The 14,108-nt window shown below is 67.4% G+C and carries 13 protein-coding genes; 4 read left to right on the top strand and 9 right to left on the bottom strand.

The annotated features are described in order from the left end of the window. From A5781_RS04425 to A5781_RS04385, 9 genes are all read right to left on the bottom strand, one after another. Positions 1-1,647 carry a GAF domain-containing protein gene (locus A5781_RS04425; RefSeq protein WP_197503706.1) on the bottom strand — a complete coding sequence of 549 codons (1,647 nt, stop codon included), beginning with the start codon at positions 1,645-1,647 and terminating at the stop codon, positions 1-3. A 185-nt stretch (positions 1,648-1,832) separates the two neighbouring features. Then, positions 1,833-2,504, bottom strand: a complete 672-nt coding sequence (locus A5781_RS04420; protein WP_067201793.1) for a response regulator transcription factor — start codon at positions 2,502-2,504, stop codon at positions 1,833-1,835. A 59-nt stretch (positions 2,505-2,563) separates the two neighbouring features. Then, positions 2,564-3,382, bottom strand: coding sequence for a universal stress protein (locus tag A5781_RS04415; protein ID WP_067201790.1), 819 nt, complete (start codon positions 3,380-3,382; stop codon positions 2,564-2,566). Between the two features lie 6 nt (positions 3,383-3,388). Next, complete coding sequence (locus A5781_RS04410; RefSeq protein ID WP_067201787.1) at positions 3,389-4,159, bottom strand: universal stress protein; 771 nt, start codon at positions 4,157-4,159, stop codon at positions 3,389-3,391. 69 nt (positions 4,160-4,228) lie between these two features. Beyond that, on the bottom strand, positions 4,229-5,221 hold the full coding sequence (locus tag A5781_RS04405; protein WP_067201785.1) for a 1-phosphofructokinase family hexose kinase: 993 nt from the start codon (positions 5,219-5,221) through the stop codon (positions 4,229-4,231). Between the two features lie 20 nt (positions 5,222-5,241). Continuing rightward, positions 5,242-7,281 (bottom strand): erythromycin esterase family protein, encoded by a 2,040-nt coding sequence (locus A5781_RS04400; RefSeq protein WP_067201783.1) that lies wholly within the window; start codon positions 7,279-7,281, stop codon positions 5,242-5,244. Positions 7,282-7,403: 122 nt separating this feature from the next. Next, positions 7,404-7,643, bottom strand: a complete 240-nt coding sequence (locus A5781_RS04395) for a hypothetical protein (protein WP_082939207.1) — start codon at positions 7,641-7,643, stop codon at positions 7,404-7,406. Positions 7,644-7,651: 8 nt separating this feature from the next. Continuing rightward, the gene (locus tag A5781_RS04390) at positions 7,652-7,921 is read right to left on the bottom strand and encodes a DUF1918 domain-containing protein (protein ID WP_067201779.1); all 270 of its coding nucleotides are present in this window, start codon (positions 7,919-7,921) and stop codon (positions 7,652-7,654) included. A 47-nt stretch (positions 7,922-7,968) separates the two neighbouring features. Then, positions 7,969-8,952, bottom strand: a complete 984-nt coding sequence (locus A5781_RS04385) for an NAD(P)H nitroreductase (RefSeq protein WP_067201776.1) — start codon at positions 8,950-8,952, stop codon at positions 7,969-7,971. Positions 8,953-9,128: 176 nt separating this feature from the next. Between A5781_RS04385 and acsA the strand changes: the two genes are divergently transcribed. Genes acsA through A5781_RS04365 form a run of 4 tightly spaced genes read left to right on the top strand, consistent with a single transcriptional unit; the run spans position 9,129 to position 14,108 of the window. After that, positions 9,129-10,928: an acetate--CoA ligase gene (acsA, locus tag A5781_RS04380; RefSeq protein ID WP_067201774.1), complete on the top strand. Its 1,800-nt coding sequence runs from the start codon at positions 9,129-9,131 to the stop codon at positions 10,926-10,928. Beyond that, positions 10,925-11,896: a pyruvate dehydrogenase (acetyl-transferring) E1 component subunit alpha gene (pdhA, locus tag A5781_RS04375; protein WP_067201770.1), complete on the top strand. Its 972-nt coding sequence runs from the start codon at positions 10,925-10,927 to the stop codon at positions 11,894-11,896. The genes acsA and pdhA overlap by 4 nt, the downstream gene beginning before the upstream one ends. Next, on the top strand, positions 11,893-12,870 hold the full coding sequence (locus A5781_RS04370; protein WP_067201765.1) for an alpha-ketoacid dehydrogenase subunit beta: 978 nt from the start codon (positions 11,893-11,895) through the stop codon (positions 12,868-12,870). The genes pdhA and A5781_RS04370 overlap by 4 nt, the downstream gene beginning before the upstream one ends. Beyond that, a complete protein-coding gene (locus tag A5781_RS04365; RefSeq protein WP_067201762.1) occupies positions 12,867-14,108 on the top strand; it encodes a dihydrolipoamide acetyltransferase family protein in 1,242 nt (413 codons plus the stop codon). The genes A5781_RS04370 and A5781_RS04365 overlap by 4 nt, the downstream gene beginning before the upstream one ends.

The following is a 14,108-nucleotide window of genomic DNA, read 5'->3' as shown; positions in this document are numbered from 1 at the left end:
CTATTCGTCGATCAGCGGGGCCACCCAGTGCACCCGGGTACCACCCTCCGGGGGGCCGGTGATCTCGCAGGCCCCGCCCAGTTGTTCGGCGCGCCGCTTCATGTTGGCCAGGCCGCTGCGCCGCGTGTTGCCGCCGGGTATGCCGGAGCCGTTGTCGACGATGTCGAGGACGAACATGTCGGCGACGCTGATCTCGACGGTCAGCCGCGATGCCCCCGAATGACGCAGGGCATTGCTGACGGCCTCCGTGCTCACGGCCTCGGCATGGTCGGCAAGCTCGCCGCCGACGGCGGTCATCGGCCCGTGCATGCGCAGGGTGGTCACGATGTCACGGTTCTCGGTCAGGTCGGCGACCACCTGTTGGATGCGATGCCGGAAGTCGTTCTTACCCGGCGGGGATTTCAGCTGGAAGATCGTCGTGCGGATCTCCTCGATGATGGTTTGGAGATCGTCGAGCGTGCGGTTGAGCCGGTCGGACACCTCCGGGGACCTCGCCCGGGCCAGCGTTCCCTGCAGATCCATGCCGGCGGCGAAAAGCCGCTGGATGACGTGGTCGTGCAGGTCGTGGGCGATGCGTTCGCGCTCGGCCAGGATGGTCAGCTGGCGCGCGTCGTCACGGGCCGACGCGAGCACGAGCGCTATCGCCGCATGGGTGGCGAAGTCGCTGACCAGATCGAGGTAGCTGTCGTCGAAGGGCGACTGGTGGCTGCCGCGGGCGATGGCGATCACTCCGACGACCTCGTCTTGGGCGCGTAGCGGCATCAGGATGGCCGGGCGCTGCCCGACATCGGTGAATGCCTGAATCGGGTACCGCAACGTCTCGGTGATCAGCGGTTCACCGGACCGGAAAACGGCCCCGCTGGTGGAGCCGTCCACCGGAACGCGTTGGCCGACCACCTCGGCGGCATGCACACCCACCGCCGCCGAGACCACCAGCGTCTCGACCTCGTCGTCGGGCAGGTCGGGATCGGCCGGCACCAGGACGATCGCCTGCTCGGCATCGGTCAGGGCCCGGGCACGTTCGGCGATCAACTGCAGCGGGCGCCGGTGCGGCTCGGTGCTGGACAGCAGCGCGGTGGTGATCTCGCGGCTGGCCTCCATCCACTTCGCGGCCGTCCGCTCGCGTTCGAACACCTGGGCGTTGTCGATCGCGATCGCGGCGGCGAACGCCAGGGCGCGAGCCGCCACCTCGTCGGACTCGGAGAACACCCGCTGCGGTTCGACGTGGGTGAGGTAGAGGTTGCCGAACACACTGTCGCGGATGGTGATCGGCACGGCGAGGAAGCCGCGCATCGGGGGGTGGTGCTCGGGAAACCCGACGGCGGCCGGATGGGCGGTCAGATCGTCCATCCGCAACGCCGGCGTGTCCAGCATCGACAAGCTCAGCAGGCCCTTGCCCACCGGCAGGTGCCCGATCCGGGCCACCGTGTCGGCATCCATCCCCTCGTGGACAAACGAGAGCAGGTTGCCCTCGGGATCACGGATGGCCAGCGCGCCGAAGGGGGCGGAGGTCATTTTTCTGGCCGCGCCAATGATCCGGTGCAGCGTCGCGTCGAGGTCGAGGCCCGCGCCGATCTCGACGATGACCCGCAGCAGCTGCTCCATTTGGTCGCGAGCCGCCAGCAACTCGTCGAGTTGCTCGTGCATCCTGCTGACCAGGCCCCGCTGGCCTAGTCCGGCGAATGCCGAGCCGCTGTCGTCGCTCGTCAAACCGACAAACCTCCCCGACACTCAATTGCGACAATGCCTAATGGCAAGATCAGCCTAATCGCAAATTGTCAAGCACCCAAGCGAATGGTTGTCGTCGAAGGTGTGACAGGTTCCGATTGGCGCTAGTCGGTCGACGTGTCCGTCGGCGCGGCGGGGTGGCCGGGCCGTTGGTCCAACTTGGACGCGAACACCGCCGCCTGGGTCCGGCGCTCCATGCCGAGTTTGGCCAGCAACCGCGACACGTAATTCTTCACCGTCTTCTCGGCCAGGAACATCCGGGCGGCGATCTGCCGGTTGGTCAGGCCCTCGCTGAGCAGCCCCAACAGCGTTCGCTCCTGTTCGGTGAGCCCGGACAGTGGGTCTTCGCGCTCCGCCGCGCCGCGGAGCTTGGCCATCAGAGCCGCCGCCGCCCGGTTATCCAACAGGGATTTGCCGGCGCCCACCTCCTTGATGGCGTGGGCCAGCTCCATGCCCTTGATGTCCTTGACCACGTAACCGCTGGCGCCGGCCAGAATCGCCTCCAGCATCGCTTCGTCGGAGGTGAACGACGTCAGCATCAGGCAGCGCAGGTCGGGATGATCGGACACCAGGTCGCGGCACAGTTCGATGCCGTTGCCGTCGGGAAGCCGCACGTCAAGCACGGCGACGTCGGGTCGCAGCGCCGGTATCCGCGCCTTTGCCTCGGAGACGGAGCCCGCCTCGCCAACGATCTCGAGCTCGGGGTCCGCCGCCAGGAGATCGGCGAGGCCGCGCCGGACGACTTCATGGTCATCGACCAGGAAAACCTTGACCATTAAGAACCCTTCCGCCGGTCGTGGGACCTCCCCATCACACATTAACTATCGTACAAATTTCACAAATGTTGCCGATTGACGATCAACAGCGAACAGTCCGCGTCCGCCATCACCGAACTGCCGACGGGTCCGACAAGCTCGGCAACGTGCTGACGATTGTCGGCGCCGACGATCACCAAGCCGACCGGCCCACGGTGTCCGGCCAGGTAGTCCAGCAGGCCGACGTGTATCGCCATCGATTCGACCCGAAGCTGCGGATGGCGTCGCTTCCACCCGGACAGGCGGCGATCCAGGTCGGCGAGTGCCCGGCGATCGGCCTCGGTATCACCGTGTTCGGCCCGCCCCGTTCGCCGCGAGACGACCGCCTCGAGCGCCGCACCGCGCAGCACCGCCTCTTCGATGGCGGCGCCGAGCAGAACCGAGTCCGGGGACCCGGCTATCTCGACGACCGCACTTTCTGCGGGCTGCCCGCGATAACCGTCGCGGCCCCGGACGATCGCCACCGGGCAACGCGCCGATACGGCCAATGCCGCCGCGGTGGAGCCGACCCGGCCCGGTTGAAAGTGGCGCAGTCCGACGGCGCCCACGCAGACCATGGCGGCCGACGCCGACGAGCGAATCAGCGATCCGACCGCGGGTCCGTGGACGATCTCCGTCTCGACCTGCACCGGCTTGCCCACGGCTCGAATCGCCGTCACCGCCTGGCGGACCGCCAGCTGCGCGGTTTGTTCGCCGTCGCCGGGGTAGGTCGCGTAGAGCAGGCGTAGCGGAACGTCGCGACTCGCCGCCTCGTCGACCGCCCACAGTGCCGCGCGTATCGCCGCTTTGGAACCGTCGATACCGGCGACGATCGACTTGGTTCTGGCTGGCTGCGTCATCGGGCCTCAGTGGCGGATCACAAGCACCGAGCAGTCGGGGTAGCCGACGATCGGATGGCAGTTCGGGGTGGCCAGCGCGGCCATCTCCTCGGCATCGGCACTGCCCACCACCGCCAGTTCGATTGCGCTACCGGGCTTTCCGCCGTATTTCGCGCCGGTTCCCGCGGCCACCGTCTGGACGCGGACGTCCGGATAACGGCGAACCCAGCTGTTCAGTCGCCGGTCGATTTGACGCACGATGGCGCGGCGGCGTCGCCCTTCCTCCATCGCTTGGTGCACCACCTCGTCGTTGTCCGGCTCGTCGTTGAGCACGACGGCGATCACACCAAGCTCGGTCGGCGATCCGTCGGGATTGGTACGAATGATCGCGACGGGGCAGCGCGCGCGCGCCACCAGGCCCGTGGCCGTCGGGCCCAAGAGCCCGTCGGACGCCCATCCGCGCCTGGCGGTGCCTACACACACCAGGGCCGCGTCCTGGGATTGGTTGATCAACGCCTCCGCGGGATTCCCGGAAACGATGGCCGTCTCGATCTCGACCGGCTTCCGCTCGGTCTGTATGGCGCACTCCGCTTCGGCCAACGCCATTTCGCCGCGTTCGACCTCCCATTCGGAACGAGGCCCCGATCCGACGCGCCGCGGCCCGCGCGGCATGACATACACAAGGCGAAGTGGCAACTGCCGGCCGATCGCCTCGTCGATTGCCCACTTCGCGGCGTTGACCGCGGCTTGGGAGCCGTTGACGCCGACGACCACAGCCTTGGCGTCCAGCTGGCTCATGTCGGCTCCTGATTGTTCCGATGGCTCAGTTTTCAGGCTATTGCGGCGGCGCCCGCTCGGCAGGGGCCGTTAGGCCTCAGCCGCGAAGTCGTTCGTCCCCACCTCTGGTGGTTCGGCGACCAGCTCGAACAATCGCTCTATGTCGGCACGTTCGAAGACCGCCGTACCGGGTGTCATCAGCATCGCCGCTCCCGCCGCGATCCCGTAACGAACCGCTTTGGCGAGGGGCCATCCGTGCGTGAGGCCCACCGTGATCGCGGCAACCATCGCATCGCCCGCCCCGACACCACTCCCGCCTGGCATCGGGACCGCCGGAAACCGCTGGCTGGCATGGCGTGTCGCCAGCAGCGCGCCATAGGAACCCAGGGAAACCACGACGACTTGTGCGCGGCCACTGTCGATGAGTTGGTGGGCGGCCTCTAGCTGCTCGGACTCGGTGGCGAGTCGGCGACCGACGCATTCCCTTAGTTCTCGCACGCTCGCCTTGAGCAGGAACACCCCTGAAGAGATGTGCTGCAAGCCGCCGCCGGAGGTGTCCAGGACCAGCTTGACGCCCAACTGCCGGCAGATGTCGGCAACCCGCTGATAGTAGTCGGCAGGTACACCCGGTGGCAGACTTCCGCTTGCCACAACGACTTCGGCCGATTGGGCTGCCACCCGCAATTGATCGAGGCATTGCTCCTGCTCGAGGACGGTGAGCTCCGGCCCCGGCAGGACGAACCGGTATTGCTGGCCGGTGCTGGTCTCGTTGACGGTGAAACTCTCGCGCGTTTGGGCAGCGACCGGAACCTGCCGGAACGGGACTTCCGCCTCGCTGAGCAGGCTCATGACGAGACCCCCGTGCGAGCCGCCCGCGGGAAACACCGCCAGCACCGAGCTACCAAGGACCTTCGCGATCCGGGCGACGTTGATGCCGCCTCCGCCCGGGTCGTAACGCGTCGCAGAGCAGCGCAACTTATCGGTCGGCCGCACGACGCCGACACTCGTCGTGATGTCGAGCGCGGGATTCATGGTCAACGTCACGATTCGAGTTCGGCGAACCGGGTCGGAAGGCATCTCCATCTTGATTGGCTCCGCAGGGGTTAGAGGCCGCTGGGATACGTTTCGGGCGTTTCGCCGGCGATCCAGAGGCTGGTGACCTCAAGGGGTTCCAGCGCCCGGGTCCTATCGATGTGGATCATCGCGTCGAACTGGTCGGCGGGGCGGACGTGGAAGTAATGGCTCTGCCGTTCGGTCTCTGGGCGGTAGATCACGCCGATGGCGCGCCCCAACCGGACCGCGCTCAGCGGTTCCGCGGCCCCCGGGCTGATGTGTGCGGACACCAGGAATTCGCTCCTGCGTGTCTCGTGCAGGAGTTCTTCGATGCTTCCATTGAGCGCCGGGCGCACGACCTTGCGTTCGGCGATGCCACCCCAGTCGCTGGCGGCGGTGACCGTGCCCGTGTAGGTGCTGAAGCCGATCAGACGTGCCTCGTCGCCGTGCCGCTGCCGGACCAGTTGGCCCAGTGTGAGTTGTCCATCGGCCCAGACTTCGGTGGCGCGGGCGTCCCCGACGTGAGAGTTGTGGGCCCACACGACGATTCGTGCCGAGGGGATATCTTGGTGGCGGTCCAGATGCTTCAGCAGCGCCTCGAGCGTCTGCGCCATGTGTTTGTCGCGCAGGTTCCACGAGGTGACTCGCCCGCTGAACATCGCCCGGTAGTACACCTCCGCGTTGTGCACCGTCTGGGCGTTCTGGTGGGCGTAGAACAATTCGTCCTCGGCGAGCAGACCGTCCCTGCGCGCGTAGGCCAGTTCGTTGCGCTGCATGTCGACCAGTTGATCGACGGCTTCCTGTTCGCACGATGGGCCGGCGCCGAAGGCGGCCGAGAAGCCGTACGCCTGGCCGTCGTCCGCCGAGGCGTGGTCGAAGCAGGCATAACGCTCGCGCGCCCGCGCCGCCGCCTTGGGGTCGACCTTGTCGAGGTAGCCGATCACTTCCTGCATCGACCGGTGCAGGCTGTAGAGATCCAGCCCGTAGAAGCCGGCCTGCCGCTGCCCGTTGTTCTCGTGCAGCCGGTTTCGGGTGCGCAGCCACTCGACGAAGTCACGCACGACGGTGTTGCGCCACATCCACGCGGGGAATCGCTCGAATCCGCTCAACGCCTCGTCGGCACTGGCGTCGTCACCGATGCCGCGAACGTAGCGATTCACCCGGTAGGCGTCGGGCCAGTCCGCCTCCGCCGCGACGGCACAGAAACCCTTCTCCTCGATCAACCACTTCGTGATTTCCGCGCGGGCCTCGTAGAACTCGTGTGTGCCATGCGAACTCTCGCCGATCAACACGATGCGCGCATCGCCGATCAACTCTTCCAGCGTGTCACGCGGCGGGACGCCCGCCGGCGCATCGATGGCCACCCGGGCGATCACCTCGGCCGGGGTCCGCGCCGCGGCCCTCGCCGGGGTGCCGGTCGTCGGCGTCGCGAGGAACCGGCGGACCTCTTCGTCGGTCACTTGCCGGAAATCCCAGAACGACTCCCCGACTGCGAAAAACGGAGTGGGCATGCTCGCGCATACGACGTCGTCGACCTGGCCGGCGAATTCCCGGCACGTGGACTCCGGGGCCGCCGGCACGGCGATGACGATGTGTGCGGGCTCGGCCTCGCGGAGCGCCTGGACCGCCGCGAACATGCTTGCACCGGTGGCTAATCCGTCATCGACCAGGATCACCGTCTTGCCTGCCACGTCCACGGGCGGACGCCCGTCGCGATAGGCGGCCTCGCGCCGAATCAGTTCCCGGCCTTCACGCTCGGCGACGGCACGCAATTCCTGCGGGGTGATACGCAGGCCACGCACGACGTCGTCGTTGACCACGACGCGGCCCCCGCTCGCCAACGCCCCCACGGCGAACTCCTCATGGCCGGGGGCACCGAGCTTGCGCACGATGAAGGCATCCAGCGGGGCATGCAGCGCCGCCGCCACCTCCCATGCGACGGGTATGCCACCGCGCGCCAGGCCCAGCACGAGCACATCGTTCCGATCGCGGTAGGCACCGAGGAGGTTCGCCAGCACGCGGCCGGCCTCGGCGCGGTCACGGAACACCCGCCGCGGCGAGCGTCGGGTCGCGTCAGCTGCTCTGGTCATCACACACCGCGCCTGTAGTCATGGCAGTCTCCTCGATCTTGACCATCGACGAATTAATCCGACCAGCCCGCCGTAATCGGCGGTAGGGCATGAAGTCCCAGGCTTGCGGGTCGTTCGTCGGCTCAGCTTCTGCGGCGCAGCTCGCCGATATAGGACATGACCCGGTTGAGGATGAGGCCGTAGGCGTCGCCGTCGTCCACCAGCCGGGGCAATCCGCAGTGGCGGAGAAAGCCGTCCAGGCGCTTGTCCAGGCTCCAGTCGAGATAGGTGTCGCTGGCATAGGGCGAGTGCAGGAACTCGGACGCGATCTCATCGACGTCGGCATCGGTCATCGACGGGGATCCCTCTGTGGTAGGGGTCATTTGGCTTCCTACCCGCTCCGAGCGTGATCCCTGATGGCGGCCTGCACCGCGGCAAAGCGTGAGCGTGCCCGTTCGTCGGCGGCCTTCTGTTCGGTGGCCGTCACGACTATCGCGTCCGGACCGGGGAACACGGTCGCCTCCTCCCCGGTGGCCAGCCACCGGACCCGGTACGGCGGTTCCCCATTCGGCGAACGCACCGAGGTGATCAACCCGCGCAGATCCGGTCGCCCGATCGTGCCGCTCTTGATGACGAGCCAGTCACCCGCATCGGCAATCACTATCAGCTCCCTTCAAACAATATTGCAACGCAAACTAGCTCGCGTTATCAACGCATCTCCAAGACCTCGCGTACCGGCCGGCGCGGCGTCGGCTCGGGAGCGCCCTTGCCCGAAAATGCGGTGCCGACCCGGATCAGAACTTGGGGTACCGCTTCGGTCTCGGGTATGAGCTCCTTGATCATGTCGCGACTGGCCTGCAGCTCCGTCACGTGTGTCACGGTGCAGGACGCCAGTCCGGCCATGGTGCACTCGAGCAGAACCGCCGAAAGGGCCTGTCCGCACCGGAACGCGTCCGCGCGGGTGTCCCCCGGCGTGGACAGGACGACGATCTTTGCTTGATCGTGGAGGCTCGCCGAGCTCCCCCGGGCGTGCCCGTCGGCGGGGAATCGGCGGTTCACGCCGTCGGTACGGGGCTGCGCCTCGTTGACCAGGGCGGCCTGAGGTATGCCGTCGTCGTGCCTGCCGGGCGCTGTCCACCAACGCAATTCGTGATGGTAGAGGTCGTCGTAGCGCCGCAGCGCCTCATTGAGGTGCGCCGCCTCGACCAGCCGCGGCAGTGCGTCGTCGGCCAGTACGTCGAGGGCGGCCAGGTCGGGATTGAAGGCACTCCGCAGCACCGGCTCGAAGGACGCCCACCCCTTCGGGGCCCCGAACGGACGCCGGTCGGTCCTGCGACGCAGGATCGCCGCCGCGCGGTCTCGTCGCGCCACGGCGACGTAGTCGGCCGAAACGAAGTCGATGGAGGCCAGGTGGTCGGGGTTGTTGGGATTGGGAAACTCGTCGGCGTCGGCGACCCATCCCTCGGCGGCCATCGCGACCCGGAAGTGATCGAGCACCGCGCCGCAGCTGATGATCGACTCGCGTCCCGAGCTGTCGGCCGAGGACACCATGCGGTGCGGGTCGGCGAAGAGGTCGACGGTCGGGCCGCCGGCAACCCATCGCCATGGCTGGCTGTTGTGCAGCGAGGGGGCGCGGCAGGCGAGATCCACCGCCCGGGTCAGCACTTTGCTGTCGACCATCGTCTGGGTCATTGTTCTTCGCCTCTCCTGTGTTACTTGGACCCTCGGGCATGCGGGCATCGCACGCCAGGGTCCTTGGTCCCCAGCGTCAGGTCATTGGACCCGGGGTCGACTGATGACCTTTGTCTCTATTGCGGCGACGCCGCGCGGCAAACGATGTAGTCGACCACCCCGACCGAGGACCCGTGATGGACGTCATCCGCAAAACAGCCCATGACCATCGTGTTCGGCCCAACCTGACGGACTACGAGCACGAGCGCGCCCAGTTCCACTGGTCCGACATACCGGATCTGTGCGAAGGCATGGGACCCGGCCTGTGCAACATCGCCTACGCCGCCCTTGACCGTCACACCGCTGGGCCGGCCGCGACGCGGACGGCGTTGCGGTTTGTCGTCGATCGCCCATCGGACGGCGTGATCACCACCCGCGACCTCAGCTACGCCGAGCTCGGCCAACTCTCCAGGAAATTCTCCAGCGCGTTGCGCGCGTTGGGCGTCAACCGGGGCGACCGGGTTTTCATCGTGATGGCCCGTGGCCCCGAGCTCTATATCTCGATGCTCGGCGCGCTGCGCAACGGCAGCATCGTCTCGCCGTTGTTCTCGGCCTTCGGGCCGGAGCCGATCGCGACCCGAGTCAACCTCGGGCGCGCCGACGTCCTGGTCACCACGAGGGCGATCTACCAGCGCAAGATCGCCAAGATTCGTGATCGGCTGCCGTCGGTGCGGCACATCTTCGTCGTCGATGACGGGCAGGGCGACGGTGCGCCGGCGGGGACCCTCGACTTCTGGCAATGGGTGAACGCGGCCGATGAGAACCCGCCGGTCGAGCCCACCACCGCCGACGACCCGGCCTTGCTGCACTTCACCAGCGGGACCACGGGTACGCCGAAGGGCGCCATCCACGTGCACGGCGCCGTCGCGATGCACTACGTCACTGGCCTGTATGCGCTCGATCTGCACCCCGACGACACCTATTGGTGCACGGCCGATCCCGGCTGGGTGACGGGGACGTCCTACGGCATCATCAGCCCGCTGCTGCACGGCGTGACCTCCATCGTCGACGAAGCGGATTTCGACGCCGAACGGTGGTACCGCATCCTGCAGGACCAGGGCGTGTCGGTGTGGTACACCGCACCGACCGCCATCCGGATGCTCATCAAGGCGGGACCGGAACTGCCCGCGCAGTACCACTTTCCGCGGCTGCGATTCATCGCCAGCGTGGGCGAACCGCTCAATCCCGAAGCCGTCTGGTGGGGAAAACGGGTGCTGGGCTTGCCGATTCACGACAATTGGTGGCAGACCGAGACGGGCGGCATCATGATCGCCAACACGCCCGCGTTCGACATCAAGCCCGGCTCGATGGGCCGCCCGCTGCCCGGGGTGGACGCTTTCATCGTCCGCAGCAACGACGACGGCACCGCCGAGGTGATCGACGAACCCGGCGTCGAGGGTGAGCTCGCGCTCAAACCCGGCTGGCCGTCGATGTTCCGCGGATACCTGAACGCCGAGGAGCGCTACCGCAGCTGCTTCGCAGACGGCCTATACCTGACCGGGGATCTCGCGACGAAAGACTCCGACGGCTACTTCTGGTTCGTCGGGCGCAAGGACGACGTGATCAAGTCCGCGGGGCATCTGATCGGGCCGTTCGAAGTCGAGAGCGCACTGACCGATCATCCGGCGGTGGCCGAGGCGGCCGTCATCGGCATACCCGATCCGACGGTCGGTGAGATGGTCAAAGCCTTCGTCACCCTGAAGGACGGTGTCGTGGCCGGCGAAGACCTGCGGCTGGAACTGCTGGGCCACGCGCGCAAGCGGCTCGGGGCCACGGTGGCGCCCAAGGAGATCGAGTTCGTCGACTCCTTGCCGCACACCAGCAGCGGCAAGATCATGCGGCGCCTGCTCAAGGCCCGCGAACTGGGGTTGCCGGAGGGCGACACCTCCACCATCGAGCAGCACCCGACCCACCAATCCGAGGGAGTACCGTCGTGACCGATACGAAGCTGGCCCATGAGCTGTTGTCGGACATGATCCGCGTGCGGCGCATGGAGGAAAAATGTGCCGAGCTCTACAGCGCGGCCAAGATTCGCGGATTCCTCCACCTCTACGTCGGTGAGGAAGCCGTGGCCGCCGGGTCGCTGCGCGCGCTGGCCGACGACGACGCGGTGGTCGCGACCTACCGTGAGCACGCGCACGCCCTGTTGCGGGGCATCCCGATGACCTCGATCATGGCCGAGATGTTCGGCAAGCAGGAGGGCTGCTCGCGTGGCCGCGGCGGTTCGATGCACTTGTTCGACGGGTCCAAGCGGTTCTACGGAGGCAACGCGATCGTGGCCGGTGGCCTGCCGCTGGCGGTGGGCATCGCTATGGCCGACGCCATGCTGCAGCAGAAGCGCGTGACCGCCTGCTACTTCGGTGACGGCGCGGTGGCCGAAGGCGCCTTCCACGAGTCGTTGAACATGGCGGCCCTGTGGAACCTTCCGGTGCTGTTCTGTTGCGAGAACAACCTTTACGCGATGGGCACCGCGCTGGATCGGGCGCAGTCGCAGACCGATCTCACCGCCAAGGCAGCCGCCTACCGCGTGCCGACGCTGGCCGTCGACGGCATGGACGCCGAAGCGTGCCACACGGCCGCGCAGGAGGGGGTCGATCACGTCCGCGACACCGGCGGCCCATTCTTCATCGAATTCCGCACCTACCGGTTCCGGGCGCATTCGATGTTCGATCCCGAACTGTACCGGGACAAGAGCGAGGTCGAACGGTGGCGCGAACGCGACCCGATCCAGGCGTTCACCGAGAAGTGTCTGGGCGACGGCACACTGTCCGAGGCGGACGTGCGTGAGCTCGAAGACGCGGCGGCCACCGAGATCGCAGACGCGGTGGCGTACGCCGAGGCCGGAACCTGGGAGGACGTGGCGGATCTCGAACGCGACGTGCTGACTCCGGAGCTGGCGCGATGAAGACCAGCTACCGAACCGCCGTGCACGACGCCCTGCGCGACGCCCTGCGCGATGACCCGCGGGTGTTGCTGATGGGCGAGGACGTCGCGCGTTACGGGGGAACGTACGCCGCCTCCAAGGGCCTGCTGGACGAATTCGGGCCCGACCGCGTGCGGGACACGCCGCTGTCGGAACTGGGCTTCGTCGGGATCGGAATTGGCGCGGCGCTGGGTGGGTTACGCCCGATCGTGGAGGTCATGACGGTCAACTTCAGCCTGCTGGCTCTCGACCAGATCGTCAATACCGCTGCGGCCCTTCGCCATATGTCCGGCGGGCAGTTCTCGGTGCCGCTCGTCGTCAGGATGGCGACGGGCGCCGGGCGCCAGCTCGCCGCGCAGCATTCGCACAGCCTGGAGCCGTGGTACGCCCACATCCCGGGCATCAAGGTGGTGGCTCCGGCCACCGTCGAGGACGCGTACGGCATGCTCGGCCCCGCCCTGGCGGACCCCGACCCGGTGGTGATCTTCGAACACGTTCAGCTCTACAACACCTCAACGGATGTCGACGTTCTCACTCCGACGGACATCTCGCGGGCGGCGGTCCGCCGCAGCGGCAGCGACGTTACCCTGATCACCTACGGCGGCAGCCTGCCGAAGACTCTCGACGCCGCCAATGAGCTTTCACTAGCCGGAATCGACTGCGAAGTAATCGATCTGCGCGTCCTGCGCCCACTCGACGACGACACCATCCTCGAGTCCGTCCGCAAGACGCATCGGGCGGTGGTGGTCGACGAGGCGTGGCGCACCGGAAGCCTGGCCGCGGAAGTGATCGCGCGCGTGATGGAGGGCGCCTTCTACGACCTCGATGCACCGGTGGGCCGGGTGTGCAGCACCGAAGTTCCCATGCCCTACGCCAAGCACATGGAAGAGGCCGCCCTCCCCCAGACCGCCAAGATCGTCGCCGCCGTGCAGGGCCTGTTCGGGGACCCGTCGTGATCGAGTTCAAGATGCCCTCGCTCGGCTCCGACATGGATGAAGGCACCCTGAACGAGTGGCTGGTCAAGCCCGGGGACGAGGTGACGCGTGGCCAGGTCGTGGCGATCGTCGAGACCACCAAGGCCGCCGTCGAAGTCGAATGCTGGCAGGAGGGTATCGTCAGCGAGCTCGTCGTCTCCGTCGGTGAAACCGTCCAGGTGGGAACGACATTAGCCACGCTGGCGGCACCCGGCGAGCAGCCGGAGAAGCCAGCGCGTCCGTCGCCGGAGGCGGTGACCACAGCCGCGCCCCCACTGGCGCCCACACCGGCGGTCACGCCGGCGACCGCGCCGCCGACGCCGCCGCCGCCCGTCCCCAGCGGTCCCCCGACCGCCCCTGGACACCGGCGGTGGGTGTCCCCGGCCGCGCGGCGGTTGGCCCAGTCGCTGGGCGTCGATATCGACGCGGTGAGCGGCACCGGACCCCAGGGCGCCGTCACCATCAACGACGTCGAGCATGCGGCCGCGGCCAGGCCGGTCGAGGTTAAGCCGGTGGGGAAACCGGCAGCCAAGGCGACGGCGGCCGACCGCGCGACACAGATGCGCAAGTCGATCGCGGCAGCGATGAGCCGGTCGAAGCGGGAGATTCCGCACTACTACCTCGCCGAAGAGATCATGTTGGACAAGGCGCTGTCCTGGCTGACGACCAGAAATGCGCAGCGATCCATCGACGAACGGGTGCTGCCGGCCGTCTTGCTCTTGAAGGCCGTCGGCGTCGCCGCACAGCGGTTCGGTGAGTTCAACGGATTCTGGCGGGAAGACGGGTTCGAGCCCGCGGCCGGGGTTCACGTCGGTGTCGGGATATCGCTGCGCGGCGGCGGCCTCGTCGCGCCGGCCATCCACGACGTTCCGGAGAAGAAGCTCGACGAATTGATGGGCGATCTGACCGATCTGGTGGCGCGGGCGCGGTCCTTCTCGCTGCGGAGTTCGGAGATGTCGGACCCGACCATCACGCTCACCAACCTCGGCGACCAGGGCGTCGATGCGGTCTTCGGCGTCATCTACCCGCCGCAGGTCGCGATCGTAGGCTTCGGCCAGCCAGCCGAGCGCGTCTGTGTCATCGACGGCGGGATCCGGGTCGTCACAACGGTCCAGGCCACGCTCGCCGCCGACCACCGCGCAAGCGACGGACACCGGGGCGCGCTATTCCTGGCCGCGATCAACGAGCTGCTCCAGCAGCCCGACCTACTAGAAAAGTGA

This window comes from Mycobacterium sp. 852002-30065_SCH5024008, assembly GCF_001665645.1.
GTDB lineage: Bacteria > Actinomycetota > Actinomycetes > Mycobacteriales > Mycobacteriaceae > Mycobacterium > Mycobacterium paraffinicum.
This window is presented reverse-complemented; position numbering and strand designations above follow the sequence as displayed.

Bases quoted from the DNA above. Each gene is read 5' to 3' on its own strand.
- A5781_RS04405 (WP_067201785.1), bottom strand. From the start codon at position 5,221: ATGGAGATGCCTTCCGACCCGGTTCGCCGAACTCGAATCGTGACGTTG.
- A5781_RS04420 (WP_067201793.1), bottom strand. From the start codon at position 2,504: ATGGTCAAGGTTTTCCTGGTCGATGACCATGAAGTCGTCCGGCGCGGC.
- A5781_RS04400 (WP_067201783.1), bottom strand. From the start codon at position 7,281: ATGACCAGAGCAGCTGACGCGACCCGACGCTCGCCGCGGCGGGTGTTC.
- A5781_RS04415 (WP_067201790.1), bottom strand. From the start codon at position 3,382: ATGACGCAGCCAGCCAGAACCAAGTCGATCGTCGCCGGTATCGACGGT.
- A5781_RS04395 (WP_082939207.1), bottom strand. From the start codon at position 7,643: ATGACCCCTACCACAGAGGGATCCCCGTCGATGACCGATGCCGACGTC.
- A5781_RS04370 (WP_067201765.1), top strand. From the start codon at position 11,893: ATGAAGACCAGCTACCGAACCGCCGTGCACGACGCCCTGCGCGACGCC.
- acsA (WP_067201774.1), top strand. From the start codon at position 9,129: ATGGACGTCATCCGCAAAACAGCCCATGACCATCGTGTTCGGCCCAAC.
- A5781_RS04385 (WP_067201776.1), bottom strand. From the start codon at position 8,952: ATGACCCAGACGATGGTCGACAGCAAAGTGCTGACCCGGGCGGTGGAT.
- A5781_RS04425 (WP_197503706.1), bottom strand. From the start codon at position 1,647: ATGCACGAGCAACTCGACGAGTTGCTGGCGGCTCGCGACCAAATGGAG.
- A5781_RS04410 (WP_067201787.1), bottom strand. From the start codon at position 4,159: ATGAGCCAGCTGGACGCCAAGGCTGTGGTCGTCGGCGTCAACGGCTCC.